The 17654-nt window shown below is 36.6% G+C and carries 15 protein-coding genes; 13 read left to right on the plus strand and 2 right to left on the minus strand.

Features of this window, described 5'->3' with window-relative positions; all coding sequences use genetic code 11:
* Positions 1 to 30: 30 nt before the first annotated feature.
* The 7 genes from BLP98_RS03910 to BLP98_RS03940 all read left to right on the plus strand — a co-directional run bounded on the left by BLP98_RS03910 (position 31) and on the right by BLP98_RS03940 (position 7475).
* Complete coding sequence (locus BLP98_RS03910) at positions 31 to 516, plus strand: NUDIX hydrolase (RefSeq protein ID WP_074482012.1); 486 nt, start codon at positions 31 to 33, stop codon at positions 514 to 516.
* 34 nt (positions 517 to 550) lie between these two features.
* Positions 551 to 1735, plus strand: coding sequence for an AI-2E family transporter (locus BLP98_RS03915; protein ID WP_074482013.1), 1185 nt, complete (start codon positions 551 to 553; stop codon positions 1733 to 1735).
* Complete coding sequence (locus BLP98_RS03920; protein WP_074482014.1) at positions 1725 to 2960, plus strand: tetratricopeptide repeat protein; 1236 nt, start codon at positions 1725 to 1727, stop codon at positions 2958 to 2960. Before BLP98_RS03915 ends, BLP98_RS03920 begins: the two co-directional genes overlap by 11 nt.
* Positions 2944 to 3120, plus strand: a complete 177-nt coding sequence (locus BLP98_RS03925; protein ID WP_074482015.1) for a sec-independent periplasmic protein translocation protein TatC — start codon at positions 2944 to 2946, stop codon at positions 3118 to 3120. The genes BLP98_RS03920 and BLP98_RS03925 overlap by 17 nt, the downstream gene beginning before the upstream one ends.
* A 270-nt stretch (positions 3121 to 3390) precedes the next feature.
* Complete coding sequence (alsS, locus tag BLP98_RS03930; protein ID WP_074482016.1) at positions 3391 to 5064, plus strand: acetolactate synthase AlsS; 1674 nt, start codon at positions 3391 to 3393, stop codon at positions 5062 to 5064.
* A gap of 73 nt (positions 5065 to 5137) precedes the next feature.
* Positions 5138 to 5857 carry an acetolactate decarboxylase gene (gene budA / locus BLP98_RS03935; protein WP_039697121.1) on the plus strand — a complete coding sequence of 240 codons (720 nt, stop codon included), beginning with the start codon at positions 5138 to 5140 and terminating at the stop codon, positions 5855 to 5857.
* A gap of 214 nt (positions 5858 to 6071) precedes the next feature.
* Entirely contained in the window at positions 6072 to 7475 is a 1404-nt protein-coding gene (locus BLP98_RS03940; RefSeq protein WP_074482017.1) for an APC family permease, read from the plus strand.
* 317 nt (positions 7476 to 7792) lie between these two features.
* Here BLP98_RS03940 and BLP98_RS03945 read toward each other — a convergent pair whose 3' ends face one another.
* Positions 7793 to 9448 (minus strand): Rqc2 family fibronectin-binding protein, encoded by a 1656-nt coding sequence (locus BLP98_RS03945; RefSeq protein WP_074482018.1) that lies wholly within the window; start codon positions 9446 to 9448, stop codon positions 7793 to 7795.
* A 143-nt stretch (positions 9449 to 9591) separates the two neighbouring features.
* The gene (locus BLP98_RS03950) at positions 9592 to 10449 is read right to left on the minus strand and encodes a LysR family transcriptional regulator (protein ID WP_074482235.1); all 858 of its coding nucleotides are present in this window, start codon (positions 10447 to 10449) and stop codon (positions 9592 to 9594) included.
* 182 nt (positions 10450 to 10631) lie between these two features.
* Between BLP98_RS03950 and BLP98_RS03955 the strand changes: the two genes are divergently transcribed.
* The 6 genes from BLP98_RS03955 to BLP98_RS03980 all read left to right on the plus strand — a co-directional run bounded on the left by BLP98_RS03955 (position 10632) and on the right by BLP98_RS03980 (position 17544).
* A complete protein-coding gene (locus BLP98_RS03955; RefSeq protein WP_081341158.1) occupies positions 10632 to 11405 on the plus strand; it encodes an amino acid ABC transporter ATP-binding protein in 774 nt (257 codons plus the stop codon).
* A 27-nt stretch (positions 11406 to 11432) separates the two neighbouring features.
* Positions 11433 to 12989 carry an ABC transporter permease subunit gene (locus BLP98_RS03960; RefSeq protein ID WP_074482019.1) on the plus strand — a complete coding sequence of 519 codons (1557 nt, stop codon included), beginning with the start codon at positions 11433 to 11435 and terminating at the stop codon, positions 12987 to 12989.
* A 12-nt stretch (positions 12990 to 13001) separates the two neighbouring features.
* Complete coding sequence (locus BLP98_RS03965; protein WP_074482020.1) at positions 13002 to 13838, plus strand: dimethylarginine dimethylaminohydrolase family protein; 837 nt, start codon at positions 13002 to 13004, stop codon at positions 13836 to 13838.
* A gap of 65 nt (positions 13839 to 13903) precedes the next feature.
* Positions 13904 to 14989, plus strand: a complete 1086-nt coding sequence (hisC, locus tag BLP98_RS03970; RefSeq protein WP_074482021.1) for a histidinol-phosphate transaminase — start codon at positions 13904 to 13906, stop codon at positions 14987 to 14989.
* Complete coding sequence (locus tag BLP98_RS03975; protein WP_074482022.1) at positions 14967 to 15932, plus strand: NAD(P)-dependent oxidoreductase; 966 nt, start codon at positions 14967 to 14969, stop codon at positions 15930 to 15932. Before hisC ends, BLP98_RS03975 begins: the two co-directional genes overlap by 23 nt.
* Positions 15922 to 17544, plus strand: coding sequence for a zinc-binding metallopeptidase family protein (locus tag BLP98_RS03980; protein WP_074482023.1), 1623 nt, complete (start codon positions 15922 to 15924; stop codon positions 17542 to 17544). Before BLP98_RS03975 ends, BLP98_RS03980 begins: the two co-directional genes overlap by 11 nt.
* The last annotated feature ends 110 nt before the right edge of the window (positions 17545 to 17654 follow it).

Below are 17654 nucleotides of genomic sequence, written 5' to 3' on the forward strand. Positions count from 1 at the left end.
CAATAGAAGAAAACGAGAAAGAAGAGAAAAATGACAAAGTTAGCTACAATTTGTTATATTGACAACGGTGAAGCTCTTTTGCTTTTACATCGCAATAAAAAGCCAAATGATGTTCATGAAGGTAAATGGATTTCAGTTGGGGGTAAACTTGAAGCTGGTGAAACACCAGATGAGTGTGCTAAACGTGAAATTTTTGAAGAAACTCATTTTACTGTTAAAGAAATGGATTTTAAAGGTGTAATTACTTTTCCAGAATTTACGCCTGGACACGATTGGTACACTTATGTTTTTAAAGTGACTGATTTTGAGGGAGAATTAATCTCGGATGAAGAATCACGTGAAGGAACGCTTGAGTGGGTACCTTATGATCAAGTCTTGTCAAAACCAACTTGGGAAGGTGACTATGAGATTTTTAAATGGATTTTAGATGATGTTCCCTTTTTCTCAGCTAAGTTTACTTATGATGACAAGCAACGTCTTGTAGATAAGAGTGTCACTTTTTATGATAATAAGTAGTGTGTGATAGTATAGCTTATAGAGAGGAGTTTTCATGGATCGACATCAAGAAAAGAAGTTTACCGATTCTTGGTTTTTTAAATGGGTATTAAACAGTCAAGCTACTGTGACTGTTATGGTTACTTTTCTTGTCTTTTTGACCCTTTATTTGTTTACCAAGATTTCGTTCTTATTTAAGCCAGTTTTATCATTTTTAGCTATTATTATGCTTCCTTTGGTGATTTCGGCAATTCTTTACTATCTTATCAAGCCTTTAGTTGGTCTTATTGAGCATCGTGGTGTTAGCCGTACGGCTTCGATTTTTATTGTTTATGCCATTATTGTTGCTTTGATTATTTGGGCTTTGGCTAGTTTTATTCCGATGATTGAAGGGCAATTGATGTCATTTGTTGAAAACTTGCCGTCTTATGTCAAAAGTGTCAACGTAGAAGGGGCTAAGTTACTAAAGAGTCCTTGGTTAGCAAATTATCAGTCAGAGCTACAAGATATGTTGGCTAATATTAGTAATAAGGCAGTTGACTATGCAGAAAGTTTTTCAAAAAATGCTATTGATTGGGCATCGAATTTTGCTAGTGCGATTGCTCGTGTGACGGTAGCTATTATCATGTCGCCTTTTATTCTTTTCTATTTCTTGAGAGATAGTCATAAGATGAAAGAAGGTTTGATTAAGGCTCTTCCAACCAGAATGCGTCGTCCATCAGCACGTATCTTAGGTGATATCAATAAACAACTATCTGGCTATGTTCAAGGTCAAGTAACCGTAGCGATTGTTGTTGGTATCATGTTTACGATTTTCTTTAATATCATCGGTTTGCGTTATGCGGCAACTTTTGGTATTATTGCAGGGTTCTTAAATATGATTCCTTATTTAGGCAGCTTTTTAGCAATGGTTCCTGTTGTGATTATGGGGATTGTTCAAGGGCCGATTATGCTGATTAAAGTCTTAGTGACCTTTGTTATCGAACAAACAATCGAAGGACGTTTTGTAGCACCTTTGGTTCTAGGAAGCAAGCTAAGCATTCACCCAATTACTATCATGTTTATTTTGCTAACGTCAGGTTCAATGTTTGGTATTTGGGGAGTTTTTCTTGGAATACCAGTTTATGCCTCAATTAAGGTAATTGTTAAAGAAATTTTTGACTGGTACAAGGTTGTCAGTGGTTTATATGCCGAAGATTATATAGAAGAAGGAGAAGGAAATACAAAAGATGTTGAATAGTGAAAAAATGGTTGCCTCAATCCAAAGCCAGGATTTAGAGCACGCTAATAAATATTTTAAACGTGCTTTGAAAGAAGATGATGCTGAGACACTTTTGGAGTTAGCAGAGTATCTTGAAAGCATTGGTTTTTTACCACAAGCAAAAGAGATTTATTTGCAAGAGCGCGAGGATTATCCTGAAGTTAATATTAACCTAGCTCAGATAGCGACTGAAGATGGTGATATTGAGGGTGCCTTTATGTACCTTGACGCCATTTCACCAGATAGCGACAGCTATTTATCAGCTTTGTTAGTTATGGCTGATATTTATGAAATGGAAGGTTTGGCTGATGTTGCGCGCGAAAAACTTTTGCAAGCAAATGAAATCAGTGACGAACCTTTGGTGATTTTTGGTTTGGCAGAAATTGAAATGGAGCTTGGCAATTATAACCAAGCCATAAAAGAATATGCAAAATTGGATAATCGTGACATTCTAGAATTAACAGGTGTATCAACTTATCAACGTATTGGTCGTGCTTATGCCAGCCTTGGAAAATTTGAAGCAGCTATCGAATTTCTTGAAAAAGCAGTTGAAATTGAGTATGATGATAACACTGTCTTTGAGTTAGCGACTATTTTGTATGATCAAGGTGAGTACCAAAAAGCTAATATCTATTTCAAACAATTGGAAACAATGAACCCTGATTTTGAAGGGTATGAATACGTTTATGCTCATTCTCTTCACGAGGAAAACAAAACAGAAGAAGCGCTTCGCTTGGTTCAAAAAGGTTTGTCTAAAAATGAATTTGATACAAATCTCTTGTTAGCGGCTTCTCAATTCTCATATGAGTTGCATGATTCAAAACAAGCAGAAAGTTATCTTTTAAAAGCAAAAGAAGTTGCTGTTGATGATGAAGATGTTTTGATGCGTTTGACAAACTTGTACTTAGAAGAAGAACGCTATGATGATGTTGTTGCGCTTTATCGTGACAATATTGATAACGTGCTTACAAAATGGAACATTGCCAAGGCTTATCAAGCGCTTGAGGCTGATAAAAAAGCGCTCAAGATTTACGATGATTTGGCAACAGATTTAGCTGATAATCCAGAATTCTTGCAAGATTATGCTTATATTTTGCGTGAGTTTGGTTACGCAGACCGTGCTAAAGATGTCGCTAAACGTTACTTGAACTTGGTTCCAGATGATGTCAATATGGTGGAATTTTTAAATGAAGATGAATTTTAAAAGTCTTTTGGCTAGTAACCTTATAACGGTTATTATCATTTTTGTTTTGTTGTCATTCTTTGATCAAAGTGGTGATCCTATTCGCAATATCCTCGTGGTATTTGGTGGTTTTATCATAATGACCATCTATGATTTTGTTAGAACAAGACGAAAAAAATAGGGAGAAAGAACGTGAGTTTTGTCACGTTCTTTTCTTGTAATTTTCATAGAATTTTTCATTTTCTTGAAGCAAAGATAAATAAAAATTTCACAAGCGAAATTTCACAAACTTTTCGTAAAACTATGGTATAATTGATTCATATTTGTGAAAAAATAAAAATTTGTGATTTAGATTTGACCAATTTTATCGCTTTTTTTATTGCTATTTTGATTAGTTTTTAATAGGCAATAAGTGCTGGAATTAGTCATCTAAAGACATATAGGAGATAAAATGACTGAACAAAAGCAATATGGGGCTGATCTTGTTGTAGATAGCCTTATCAACCATGATATTGATTATGTTTTTGGTATTCCAGGTGCAAAGATTGACCGAATTTTTGACACACTTGAAGATAAAGGGCCGCAATTGATTGTCGCTCGCCATGAACAAAATGCAGCTTTTATGGCGCAAGGTATCGGACGTATCACTGGTAATCCTGGTGTTGTTATCACAACAAGTGGTCCTGGTGTATCAAACTTGGCAACTGGTTTGGTAACAGCCACTGATGAAGGTGATCCGGTTCTTGCCATCTCAGGACAAGTAAAACGTTGTGATTTGTTGAAACGTTCACATCAATCAATGAAAAATGTAGCTATGATGGAACCTGTAACAAAATCAGCAGTTGAGGTTCACGATCCTAACACGCTTTCTGAAATTATTGCCAATGCTTATCGTGTGGCTAAATCAGGTAAACGTGGCGCAAGCTTTATTTCAATTCCGCAAGATGTGACTGATAGTTTGGTATCAGTAAAAGCTATCAAACCATTGACAGATCCAAAACTTGGTTCAGCATCAGTTGATGATGTGAATTACCTTGCACAAGCTATTCGTAATGCTGAATTGCCAGTTCTTCTTTTGGGAAATGGTGCTTCAACACGCGCGGTTACAAAATCAATTCGTAAATTGCTTGAAGCTGTTAAATTGCCAGTAGTCGAAACTTTCCAAGGTGCAGGTATTGTTTCACGTGAACTTGAAGAGGATACTTTCTTTGGGCGTGTTGGACTTTTCCGTAACCAACCTGGTGATATGTTGCTTAAAAAAGCAGACCTTGTTATTGCTATTGGTTATGACCCGATTGAATATGAAGCTCGTAACTGGAATGCTGAAATTTCAGCACGTATCATTGTTATTGATGTGGCTCAAGCTGAAGTTGATACTTATTTCCAACCTGAACGTGAATTGATTGGTGATATTGCTGATACGATTGATTTGCTTTTACCAGCAGTTAATGGTTACACTTTGCCAAAAGCATCAGTAGACTACCTTCAAAATCTTAAGAAAAATGTGGTTGAAGATGTGAAATTTGACCGCGACTCAAATCCTGGTGTGGTTCACCCACTTGATGTGATTGATGTTATGCAAGAAAATATCACAGATGATATGACTGTAACTGTTGACGTTGGTAGTCACTACATCTGGATGGCACGTTACTTTAAATCATACGAAGCACGTCACCTGCTCTTCTCAAATGGTATGCAAACACTCGGTGTAGCACTTCCTTGGGCAATTTCAGCAGCCCTTGTTCGTCCAAATACAACCGTTATCTCTGTATCTGGTGACGGTGGTTTCCTCTTCTCAGCGCAAGAATTGGAAACTGCTGTACGCCTTAACTTGCCAATCGTTCACATTATTTGGAATGATGGTAAATATAACATGGTTGAATTCCAAGAAGAAATGAAATATGGTCGTTCTTCTGGTGTTGAATTTGGTCCAGTTGATTTTGTTAAATATGCTGAAAGCTTTGGTGCAAAAGGTTACCGTGTTGATAGCAAAGAATCATTTGAAACTACTCTTCAGAAAGCTTTGCAAGAAGCAGAAAATGGACCAGTGCTTATCGATATTCCAATTGATTATAAAGATAATATCAAACTTGGTGAAACAATCTTACCAGACGAATTTTATTAAGCTTGCATTTTAGCTCATTTGGCAATAAAATAATAATGTTAGTTAATTTTAAATGACGAAAGTGAAGGAGAATATGTCAGAAGCAATTAAACTTTTTCAATATAATACCTTAAGCGCCTTAATGGCTGGTCTTTATGGTGGAACATTAACCATTGGTGAGCTATTGGAGCATGGTGATTTGGGAATCGGGACACTCGATTCTATTGATGGAGAGTTGATTATTCTAGACGGTAAAGCCTATCAAGCTATTGGCTCAAACGGAAAACCTGAAATTGTTGAGGTTTCTGATGATGTCAAAGTTCCTTACGCTGCAGTTGTTCCTCATCAAGCTGAAGTTATTTTCAAACAACGTTTTGAAATGACAGACGCTGAGCTTAAAAAACGCATCGAATCGTATTATGATGGGGTTAACTTGTTCCGTTCGATTAAAATTAAAGGGACTTTTTCTAACATGCATGTTCGCATGATTCCAAAATCTGCACCAAATACTAAGTTTGCAGAAGTCGCAACACGCCAACCAGAATACTCTCGTGAAAATGTGACTGGTACAATTGTGGGCATCTGGACACCTAAGATGTTTCACGGTGTGAGTGTTGCAGGTTATCATTTACACTTTATTTCAGATGATTTAACATTTGGTGGTCATGTGATGGATTTTGTCATTTCAGAAGGTGTTGTTGAAGTGGGACCGGTTGATCAATTGGATCAACGTTTCCCAGTACAAGATCGCAAATACCTTTTTGCAAAATTTAACATGGACGAATTGAAAGAAGACATCAAAAAAAGCGAATAAATCGTCTAGTTATCGTACATGAAAAAGCACATTACTAAAAACGAGTTTTCTTGTTTTAGCAATGTGTTTTTTTACGCAATAAAATAGGTGTAGAGAGTTGATTTTTACTGCTATTTATCCTAAAATAAAAGACGTTGTGCATACGAGGCTTGTATCAAAAATTGATAGAATTGTAAAAATTGTATGACGATTTTAATTAAAAACAGGAGAATGTATGGATATTTTTCGAAAGACCCCTATGGCGCAAAAGAAAAGCTATTTACAGAGACGCTTGGGGCTTGCTGAACTTATCTTTTTAGGGGTAGGTTCGATTGTTGGGACTGGGATTTTCACGATAACAGGAGTAGGAGCAGCTGAATATGCAGGTCCTGCGATTACCATTTCAATTATTGTTGCTGCTGTCTGTGTAACCATGTCAGCTTTATTCTTTGCAGAATTTTCTTCAAGACTGCCGCACTCAGGTGGTGTTTATCGCTATCTATATACCGTTTTTGGAGAATACCCAGCTTGGATTGCTGGTTGGTTTATGATTATCGAGTTTGCAGGAGCCATTTCGACAGCGGCTTCTGGCTGGGGAGAATATCTAAAGGCTTTCTTAAGAACTTTTGGTATCAGTCTTCCAACCGCACTCAGTGGACCTTTTAACCCTGAAAAAGGAACTTATATTGATATTATTCCAGTTATCTTGTTGCTGTGTGTAACAGCCTTGGTTGTTTTGGGAGTTCAAACGGTACTGAGATTTAATTCAGTTTTGGTTATTTTTAAATTAGCTGTTTTATTGATTTTCATTGCCCTTGGTTTAACAGCTATTAACACGGATAATTGGAGTCATTTTGCACCTTATGGTTTTGGTCAAGTTTATGGTGGTAAAGTTGGTATCATGGCAGGTGCCTCTTTGATGTTCTTTGCTTTCCTTGGTTTTGAGTCTATTTCAATGGCTGCTGATGAAACCAAAGAACCAGAAAAGAAAATTCCACAAGGTATTTTCTTCTCAATTGGTTTGACAACTTTATTGTATGTTTTGGTAACCTTGGTGCTAACAGGAACAGTTCATTATACAAAATTAAATACAGCAGACGTGGTTCCATTTGTACTACGTAGCATTGGTTTCCCATTGGTTGGTAATTTTGTTTCGATTGTCGTGATTTTGACCTTGGTTACTGTATGTATCTCAATGATGTTTGCCTTGTCACGTGTGATTTATAACATTAGTTGCGATGGTTTACTACCAGAACAATTTCAAGAATTGACGCCAAAGAGCAAAGTACCGAAGAAAGCAACGATTTTTGTTGGTTTGGTAACAATGTTTATGTCAGGTTTTTTACAACTTGAAATCCTAGCTTTATTGGTTAATATTGTAACTCTTGCTTACCTTATTTTGCTTGCTTTTGGTATTTTGAAACTTCGTAAAGATTATGGTGAGCCAAAAGAAGGAGAGTTTCGAACACCATGGGTTCCATTCTTGCCAATTGTGTCAATTGTGGTTTGTTTATCTTTGATGACACAATGTAAAGCAATTACATGGTATGGCTTTATCATTTCATTTGTACTCGGAAGTCTCATTTACTTTGGTTATGGTTACAGACATTCTAAATTAAGAGAAGAAAACAAAGATTAAAAAAACTGCCCAGTGGGCAGTTTTTTCACGAGCCAGAAAATAAGAAAGCGAGTCATGCCCAGTGGGCAGTTTTTTCATGAGCTAAAAATAAGAAATCAAGTCAAGCCTAGTGGACTGTTGAGCCTGCCGCCGGGTCAAAACATCCAACGGATGTTTTGAGGTCTGAGTTTAGAAATTGAAAAGCGATGAACCTAAGCTAAGTATCAAAAAAACTTTTTCTTCAGTCTAAAAATAGAGAAGCAAGTCAATGTATAAAGAGTAAAAGAAAAGCCCACTTCAAATCAACCATGTGGAAGATTTAAAGTGGGTTTTCTTTTTTATTTATCAATGCGCATGTTATTGATTTTTTCTTCGGTTGGTGTCACGCGAAGTGTTTTTTGGCCAGTGTAGGTTACAAATCCTGGTTTTGCACCTGTTGGCTTATTGAGTTTTTTAGCTTCTATCATATCAACTTGGATAAGGTTTGATAGACGAGCTTTTGAATAATAGGCCGCTAACTCAGCAGCATCTGTTTTGACCTCGTCGCTTGGATTGAGGTTGTCTTTGATAAGAACGTGACTGCCTGGGATATCTTTGGCGTGGAACCAAAGTTCACCTTTTTTAGCCATTTTGAAAGTTAATTCATCGTTTTGAAGATTATTTCGTCCAACCATGATGATTGTCTTACCATCAGAAGCTAAGTATTGTTCTGGTTTTTTACGTTTGTGACGTTTATCGCGCGTGCGACGTTTGACAAAACCTGTCTCAACCAATTCTTCTCGAATATCTTCGATGTCAGAGATAGAAGCATGGCTTAAAGCTGTTTCAACACTTTCGAGGTAAGCGATAGTATGTTTGGTTTCTTCAATGAGACCGGCTAAGTGTTTAACAGCTTCTTTAAGCTTCTGATATTTTTTGAAATAACGCTGAGCATTTTGGTTAGGGGTCAAACTTTTATCAAGAGCAATAGTGATTTTTTCGTTTGTGTAGTAGTTATCAAGTTCTACTTGGTCTTGATTATTTGGCACCATTGAGAGATAAGTTGTAAGAAGTTCTCCTTTTTGGCGGAATTCTTCAGCGTTTTCAGTAGCTGCCAATTCTTTTTCTTGTTTGCCAAGTTTTTTGATGTTTTTATCCAACTCTGTTTGGACACGGTGAATCAAATCACTTGATTGTTGGTTGACACGATCGCGTTCTGCTTTATCTTGGTAGAAAACATCCAAAAGTTCAGAAAGACTATCAAATTCTTTATCGCTTTTATCAAATAGCACAGCGGCAAATGATTTATCAGTCATATTTGGCTGAACTGGTCTATTGAAGAATGCTCGGAATTGTTTTAGTTTATCATCGCTAAGCTGCGCAGCCAAATTTTCGGCGGTATCACGCCCTAACCCTTGGAAGAGTTTTTGAAGATGACGTGGAGCCAAGTCTTCCGTTTGTAGGATTTCAAATAATTTTTCATCTGAAATTGTAAATGGATTTTGACTACCAGTTTGCGGAGGGGCAAGATAAGTTGATCCAGGTAAGATAGTACGGTAACTGTTTTGTGAGAAACCGATATGTTTAATTGATTCAATGATTTTGCTTTCAGCTTTATCAATCAAGATGATATTACTGTGTTTACCCATAATTTCAACGACTAAGGTTACCTTAATGTTGTCCCCAATTTCGTTTTTATTTGAAAAAGCAATTTCCAAAATGCGGTCATTTTCAATTTGAGTGATGCTCTCAATCACAGCCCCTTGAAGGTATTTACGCATAATCATGGTAAATGTATTTGGGGTTTGGGGATTCTGAAAATCTGTTTTAGTGATTTGCAGACGACCAAAAACAGGGTGTGCAGAAAGCAAAAGTTTATAGTTTTTACGATTATTACGAATGGTTAAAACAAGCTCGTGTTCAAAAGGTTGATTCACTTTTTGAATGCGTCCATAGAGGAGCTCATCTTGTAATTCTTTTGTTAAATGGTGTAGGAAAAAACCATCAAATGACATGATTAAAGTTGCCGCAAGGTTACTAAGAAAAATGCCTAGAAAACTTACGACGTCTCCTTTCTAATCTCATGTTTTCAATTCTTTTATTATACCATATCCCATGACAAATCTCTTGCTTGTGAAATAGGAAAGTTAAGCTAAAGCTATTTTTTTAGTTTTTGAATGATTGAAATTAGGTCCTGATAGTGTTTGTTATCCATTTTGACGATAGCATAGGTTTTGACCAAGATATCTTTGAATTTTTTTGAACTTGAAATGATAGTTTCGTTGTCCAGCAATCTTTCGGCGATGTCTTGGCTAACAATAGTAATCCCTGTGCCTTTGAGTACCTCGTGTTCGATAAGTGAAAGGTTATCAATAGAGATGTGGTGTTGAGTAGGCAGTTGATTGATCTTGATGAACTCCTTCAAGAAATTATGGTAACTGCTTGTCATGTGATAGAGTAAAAAGAGTGTTTTCTCCCCTTTATCAAATGCTTTGATCAAATCTTTTTGCCCGACTATCATCAGTTTATCAGCGCGAAGTGGGATTTTAAGGACACCTTTTTGAGTGTAGCTACCAGACATGATGCCAAGATCAATCTGCTCATCTAACAGTGCTTGGAAAATCTGATGAGAATTACTATAAGTTTGGACGTTTAGTTTGCGATTTTCTGGTAGATTATCTTGGATAGTAGAAAGATAGGTCTTGAGGTAGGAAGTGTCAGAACCAAGAATAATAGTTTCTTCAAAGTTTGATTCTAAATTATCAAGAAGAGTGTTATAAGCCAGTAAGGTCTGATTGGCAAATTGATAAATCTCTCTTCCTTTTGGTGTAAGGGAGATTTTTTTATTTTTACGTAAGAAAACCTCACATAAATTATTGCTAATTTCTTTTACACGCTTAGAAACGGCTGGCTGGCTGATGTTGTTCAGCTTAGCAGCTTCAGAAAAACTTTGCGTTTCATAGATATCTTTGATTAATTTTAAGTCAAAAATAGATAATTTATAATTAAATTTCATATTTTTGATTTTAACATAAACAAAAGTTATATTCAAATCTTCTAAAGTGGGACGTTTTTTCAAAAAAATAGCCAAAAACACATAAAATTTAGTCGATATGTAAGGAAACCTCACATAAACTATTGAAATAAAATTCTGAAAATTATAAAATGTTGACATCAATTGAGAAAGAGGTTTGCAGCATGGTTGCTTTGGAAGAGGAGTTGGCGAGTTTTGATTTAACGGCAAAGTATATGATTGAAATGAAGGGGATTCGAAAGAGTTTTGGTAAGCAAGAAGTTTTGAAAAATATCAATCTTTCCGTTAAAAAAGGTGAAGTTGTGGTTCTAATTGGCCCATCTGGTAGTGGGAAATCAACTTTGATTCGAACGATTAATAAGTTAGAGAAAATTAATGGTGGGAAAATTGCTGTAATGGGGAAAAACATTTACGACATGAACATGAATGATAATTTACTTCGTGAACGTGTCAATATGGTTTTCCAGCATTTCAATCTTTTTAATAATATGACTATTGCCAAAAATATTAGTATTGGTCCAGAGAAATTACATCGGAAAAGTAGCGAAGAAATGCAAGAAGTCGTTTTTAGGTTGTTAATGGCGGTAGGATTGCTTGATAAGAAAGACGCTTATCCTGAAAATCTATCTGGTGGGCAAAAGCAACGTGTGGCGATTGCAAGAGCTTTAGCTATGGAGCCGGATATCATTTTATTTGATGAACCGACATCAGCGCTTGACCCAGAAATGGTTGGTGAAGTTTTGCAAGTGATGAAGGCTATCGCCAAAAGTGGGACAACGATGATTATTGTGACGCATGAAATTGGCTTTGCTAAAGAAGTGGCAGATCGAATTGTTTTTCTTGAAAATGGTGAGTTGATTGCTGACATGTTACCTGAGGAAGTTAATAGTTCTTATCCAAATCAACGTGTGGCAAGTTTCTTAAAACAAATTTTGTAAGTTATAAGTTAAGTGTAGGAGTGTTTTATGTTTGGTGGGTTTCTGGAAAGTTATGGTGGATTTATTTTAGACGGTGCCCTGATGACGGTCTTTTTATCAGTGGTTTCGATGATTCTAGCCTTGATTTTAGGTGGTCTTGTCACAGCAGCTCGAATGAGTGACAATCTTTTGATTAGTGGTTTGACAAAACTTTATATTGAAGTGGTTCGTGGTTTGCCAATGCTAGTCATTTTGTCACTCTTCTTTTATGGCTTGCCTGAGCTAGGGCTTAATATTCCTAAAGGGACTTTATTTGGGGTTGATTTAGATCGTTTGATTGCTGCTTTAACAGGTTTAACGGTGGGTGAGTCGGTATTTGTTGCTGAGATTTATCGTTCTGGGATTCAAGCTGTTGATTCAGGTCAGTTTGAAGGAGCGCGAAGTATTGGTTTTAATAAATTTCAAGCTTATCGTTATGTGATTATTCCACAAGCTTTTAAAAATATTTTGCCAACCTTGGGTAATGAGTTTGCGAATAATATCAAATCAAGTTCGCAAGCGTCTGTTATTGGGGTGGCAGATTTGATGTTTACAGCAAGTACTATTCAAGGGATTTCTTATAAACCCTTTCAGGCAGTCATTGCTGTTGGTATCGTATATTTAGTTTTTACTTTTTCAACGACGCGCATTGTTGCCCACTGTGAAAAGAAAATGAATCGTAGTTCAGAAGAAAGTTTGAGCTTGGGTGAAAAGATTGCACAGTTCTTACAAAGTATTAAATCAAGTTGGAGGAAACTGACTGTGACGACAGCTGTTATTGCAGTTATTATGGGGTTATTTGCTTTGAATCATGGCAGAGCTTCTCAGGCAGCGAGTGGCATTAGTAAGATTCAAGAGTCAGGTCAGTTGGTAGTGGCGACAAATATTGGCTATGCACCGTATGAGTTTTACGACTTGAGTTCAGGACATAAAAAAGCAGTTGGGGTTGACTTAGCTTTTGCCAAACAATTGGCTGACAAGTTGCAGGTGAAATTGGTTGTTAAAAATATGAACTTTGATTCAATCTTAGGAACCATCACATCAGGTAATGCTGATATAGCTATTGCAGGGATGACTAAGACAAAGGAACGTGAAAAGTCAGTTGATTTTACTAAAAACTACGTTAAACAAACCAATAAGGTCATTGTTCGCAAAGAGTTTGCTAGTCAGTATACATCGATAAAATCTTTAGCCCCAACATCAATTGCTGTGCAAAAATCAACAACGCAAGCGGATGTGGTTAAAGATAGTATCAAGCCAAAACAGATTGTTGCTTTAACAAGTCTGCCAGATGCTTTTCTAAATTTATTACAAGGAAAGGTCGATGCGGTTGTGGCTGATGATATGGTGGCAGACCAATACATCGCAAGTAACAGTGACTTAACCTATGCTGATATTGAATTGCCTGGAACAACTGAAACAGCTATGGCTTTGACAAAAGGCAATCAATCATTGAAAGCTTATGTTGATGACCTTATTGAACAAGATAAAAAAGATGGAACTTTTGACAATTGGATGAAAACTTATAGTAATCTTGCTCAAAAGAATACCGGAGAAAATGAATAGGAGAAGAATCTTATGACAGTAGTAGATGGAACTAGTCGTTTACGAAAAGTGTTAATGTGCCGTCCAGATTTTTTGGTCAATGCTGCGCCGATTAATGTGATTTCAGAGCAGTACACAGAGCCTTTAGACCACGATAAAATGATGCGAGAATATGAAGCGGTGGTTAAGGCATATCAAGATAATGGTGTTGAAGTGGTTGAAGTGACTTCAAGTAAGAAAATGCCAAATGCTGTTTTTGCAAGAGACTTTGGAGGTGATGTTAAGGAAGGTTACATCTTAGGACGCTTTAAAAAAGAAATTCGTTTTGCTGAACGTCAGTATTATGAAGACATCATGTCAGGACTTGGCATTCCAAAGATTGCCGAAGTCACTGAAGGTTACTTTGAAGGGGGTGATTTTGCTTTTATTGATAACAAAACGTTAGCGATTGGTGTGATTGACCGCACTAATCTCACGGGTGTTGATGAAATTCGTAAGCAGCTAGAACCATATGGTTATAAGGTTTATGCCGTTAAAGCCAATCCAGATTATTTGCATTTGGATATGTGTTTTAACTTAGTAGCACCTAAACTTGCTATTGCTTATGAGGCTGGATTACCAGATGATTTTATTACCTTGATTAAGGAAAAAGGTATTAAGGTTATTTCTGGAACGCAAGAAATGATTTTTAAACATGGTTATAACGTTGAAGCTTTGGGAGATAATCGTGTGATGAGTTTAAAACAAAATACCTTTATTAACGAAGCACTTCGTAGTGAAGGTATGGAAGTTATTGAGGTCGATATTACAGAGTTATTGAAAGCAGGCGGTGGCGTGCATTGCATGACTTTCCCACTTGAACGTTATTAATCAATTGCTCAGGAATTATTTGTAGATGTGGATTGCCACGTAAAAAACAATTTAGAAAGTTTGTTATGTCAACATTTTTAGCTAAATCATTTGAAACTATTGTCGCTTATGAGCCTGGTGAACAACTTGGGGATGATTATCTTAAATTAAACGCCAATGAAAGTTCACAGGAACCTAGTCCTCGTGTTTTAGAGGTTTTGAAGAATGCTCAGACCTTAAATTATTATAACGATCCATGTCAACATAAATTACGTCAAAAATTAGCTCAGCTACATTCACTTGACCAAGCAAACATCATTGTTGGAACAGGGGCAGATGATGTTTTGGATTTAATTTTTAGGACATTTTTTGATCGTGGGGACAAAATTGCTTTTCCAAAAGTGACTTATCCGTTTTACAAAGGATATGCGGATACGTATGGATATGAAGCATTAGAAGTGCCTTTAACAAAAGATTTACGCGTTGATTTATCAGATTATGAAGATCTTCCACATGCCGTTTTAGTTGTTAATCCGGATGCACCAACAGGATTTTTAAAACCTTTATCAGCCATCAAGAAATTGGTTGCTTCGCATCCAGAGCGCCTGGTTATTGTTGATGAGGCTTATATTGATTTTGGTGGTGCTTCAGAAACAGCTATTAAGTTGGTTGAGGAATTTTCAAATGTTATTGTTGTTCGTACTTTTTCAAAATCGCGTCAATTAGCTGGCGGTCGGATTGGTTACGCGGTTGCTTGTAAAGAACTCATCAAAGATATGGAAGATTTAAAGATGGCGGTTAATCCATTCAATGTGAGTTTGTTACAAGAAGAAGTGGCGATAGCAAGTTTAGAAGATGAATTTCATTTTGAAAGACATGTCAAGGAAATTATCGACAATCGTGATTACTTGACATCTGCTCTTCGTATTTTAGGCTTTAAAGTTTTAAACAGTAAGACGAATTTTGTCTATGCGTCTTCACGTTTGATTTCAGGGGAGGAATTATATGAAAAATTACGTGAACGCCATATCTTGGTTCGTCACTACGAGACAGAAGAAGTCAAAGACTTTGTTCGTATCACCATTGGTACAAAACAAGAAATGCACCATTTAGTTAGTGAGGTAGATGCTATTTTAAAGGAGAAAGATCATGTTAAAAGTGTTAATTTCTGATTATCCAAATGTTTTGGCGGAGCGTGATTTGAGTATCGAAGTTAACCTTTTAAAGGAACTTTTACCTGCTGATAGCGAAATTACTGTTTATCCTTATATCAATGAAGATGAGTTTATTGAAAGAATGTCTGGTGTGGACGTGCTTTTGACAGCTTTTCTTCCACTTAAGGAAGATATTTTAGGGAAATTTCCTGACTTAAAGGGGATTGCAGTTAATGCAACAGGGACAAATACCATTGATACTGACTATGCTGAAAAGTTGGGCATTGCTGTTCGCAATTTAGGAGCTTATTCAACAGAAGATGTTGCCAACCATGCGATTGCTCTCCTGCTTGCTTTAAATCAAAAACTCTTTATACATAGCAAATTCATAGAAGCAGGATTTTGGAGTTATCAAAAGGCTGGCGAAGTGAAGCGTCTTTCTTCGCAAACCTTGGCTATTTTCGGTCTTGGTCGAATCGGACAGGCAGTTGCTAAACGTGCAAAAAGTTTTGGAATGTCTGTGATAGCTTATGACCCTTTTATTCCTGATGAAGTGGCAAATGAGCTTGGCGTCAAATTGGTTTCAGTTGAAACCATTCAAGCTGAGGCAGATGTCATCAGTTTGCATTTGTTTGCTAATTCGGCTAACGAGCATTTCTTTAATCGGGACTTCTTTAAGAAGTTGAAAAAACCAGTGATTTTTATCAATGTGGCGCGTGGTAGTCTTGTGGATGAAGCAGCACTGATTGAAGCGTTAGATGAGGGAAAAGTAATCGGTGCGGGATTGGATGTTTTAGAGAGTGAAAATCCAGACCTTTCAGATAATCCATTTCTTAAACGAGATAATGTTATCTTAACCCCTCATTCTGCCTTTTATAGTCAAGACAGTCTGAATACCTTGCAAGTTCAAACGGTTAAAAATGCAGTTGCTATTTTGAAGGAGTATCATCATGAAATTTGAAACCATTGAAGAATTGAGCACGCCAGAACGTATAGAATCCATTGCTAAATATTTGGTGTCTATACTTTCAGTTAATGGTACAGAAGGCGAAGTCAATTTGGCTGATGCTATCTATGAATTGGTGCAGTCAGCGCCATATTTTACAGCTCACCCTGAGTGTGTTTGGCAACAAGTTTTAGAAGATGATTCCTTAAAACGTAAAAATAATTTTGCATTGCTTAAAAAAGCTGGAACATCAAAGACAGTAATCCTGCATTCTCATATGGATACTGTTGGGATTGAAGATTATGGTCCTATAAAAGGCATCGCCAATGATTCAGATGCGCTTCAAGAGTTCTTTAAAAACTATGACGAAGACCCACTTATTCAAGAGCAAGCTAAATCTGGTGACTGGTTGTTTGGTCGCGGAATGCTTGATATGAAATCAGGAGATGCAGTCAATATTGCGACACTTTTCTACTATATGGAACATCCAGATGAACTTCCTTGCAATTTACTTTTGATGACCAATTGTGTTGAGGAAAATGACCATACTGGTGCCATCCAGGCCTCAAGTGAACTGTTACGTCTTCGTCAAGCAGGTTATGAGTTTCAAGCAGCGGTTAATACGGATTTTATTTCTCCTTCATATGACGGTGATGAGAAGAAATATATCTACACGGGCGCTGCTGGGAAAATGCTGACATGTTTTTATATTAAAGGGAGAGAAACACATGTCGGCAGTTGCTTGATGGGGATTGATGCGACTTTAATATCGAGTGCTATTAATCTCAAAATCAATACCAACCTTGATTTAGTTGAAACAATTGACAACGAAGACATTTTACCTAGTTCTGCCTTGCTTCAACGTGATTGTAAAGACTTCTATAATGTACAAACTAACAAGCGTGCTAATCTTTACTTCAATACTTTTCTTTATGAAAAGAGTGCAGATGATGTCTTACAAATTTTACTTGAAGCAAGTAAAAAAGTGGTTCAAGAGTTGTCAATGACCTATCGTAAACGGTTTAAAGCCTATTCTGAAAGAAGTCACATTCACAGCAGTATCTCACATGATATCGATGTGACGACATTTGCCCAATATCTTGATGCCTTAGAACAAAAAGGGTATGATACCAAAACTTTGATTAGAGAGTTTTTCGAAAGCATTGGAGATTATGATAAACGAGAAGTTGGCTTTGATTTAATTGATTACTTGGAAGCTAAGACACAATCAGATGAAGCAAAAGTAATTGTCTTTTTAGCACCACCGTTTTGCCCTCATAATTATGTTGATTTAGGTAGTGAAGTTGACCGAGCTCTTGAAGAAGTGATGGCAGAATTTCCTCAAGAACATTTCGTGAAACGACGTTTTTTCCCATTCTTAAGTGATTCAAGTTATCTTGCTATGCGAGAAAGCTTAGAAGACATTGACAAGTTGAAGGCTAATTTTCCTTTGATGGATGCTATTTATCCTTTGCCAGTTGAGACAATCAGGAGTCTCGATATTCCTGCTGTAGATTTAGGGGTCTACGGTATTGGTGCTCATACATGGAAGGAGAGACTCTATAAACCTTATTCTTATCACACTCTTCCAAAGGTTATTAGAAGCTTTATCAAGCATCTTAATTAGGAATTTCACTAAAAAATTCTTGTGTTTTGAATAAAAATAAGAAAATTTCGAAAAGAGGTTGAAATTTTCAGAATTTAGGTTATAATTATTAAAAAACACAGGAGGAAGCT

It is taken from the genome of Streptococcus equinus, assembly GCF_900104225.1.
Lineage (GTDB): Bacteria > Bacillota > Bacilli > Lactobacillales > Streptococcaceae > Streptococcus > Streptococcus equinus_D.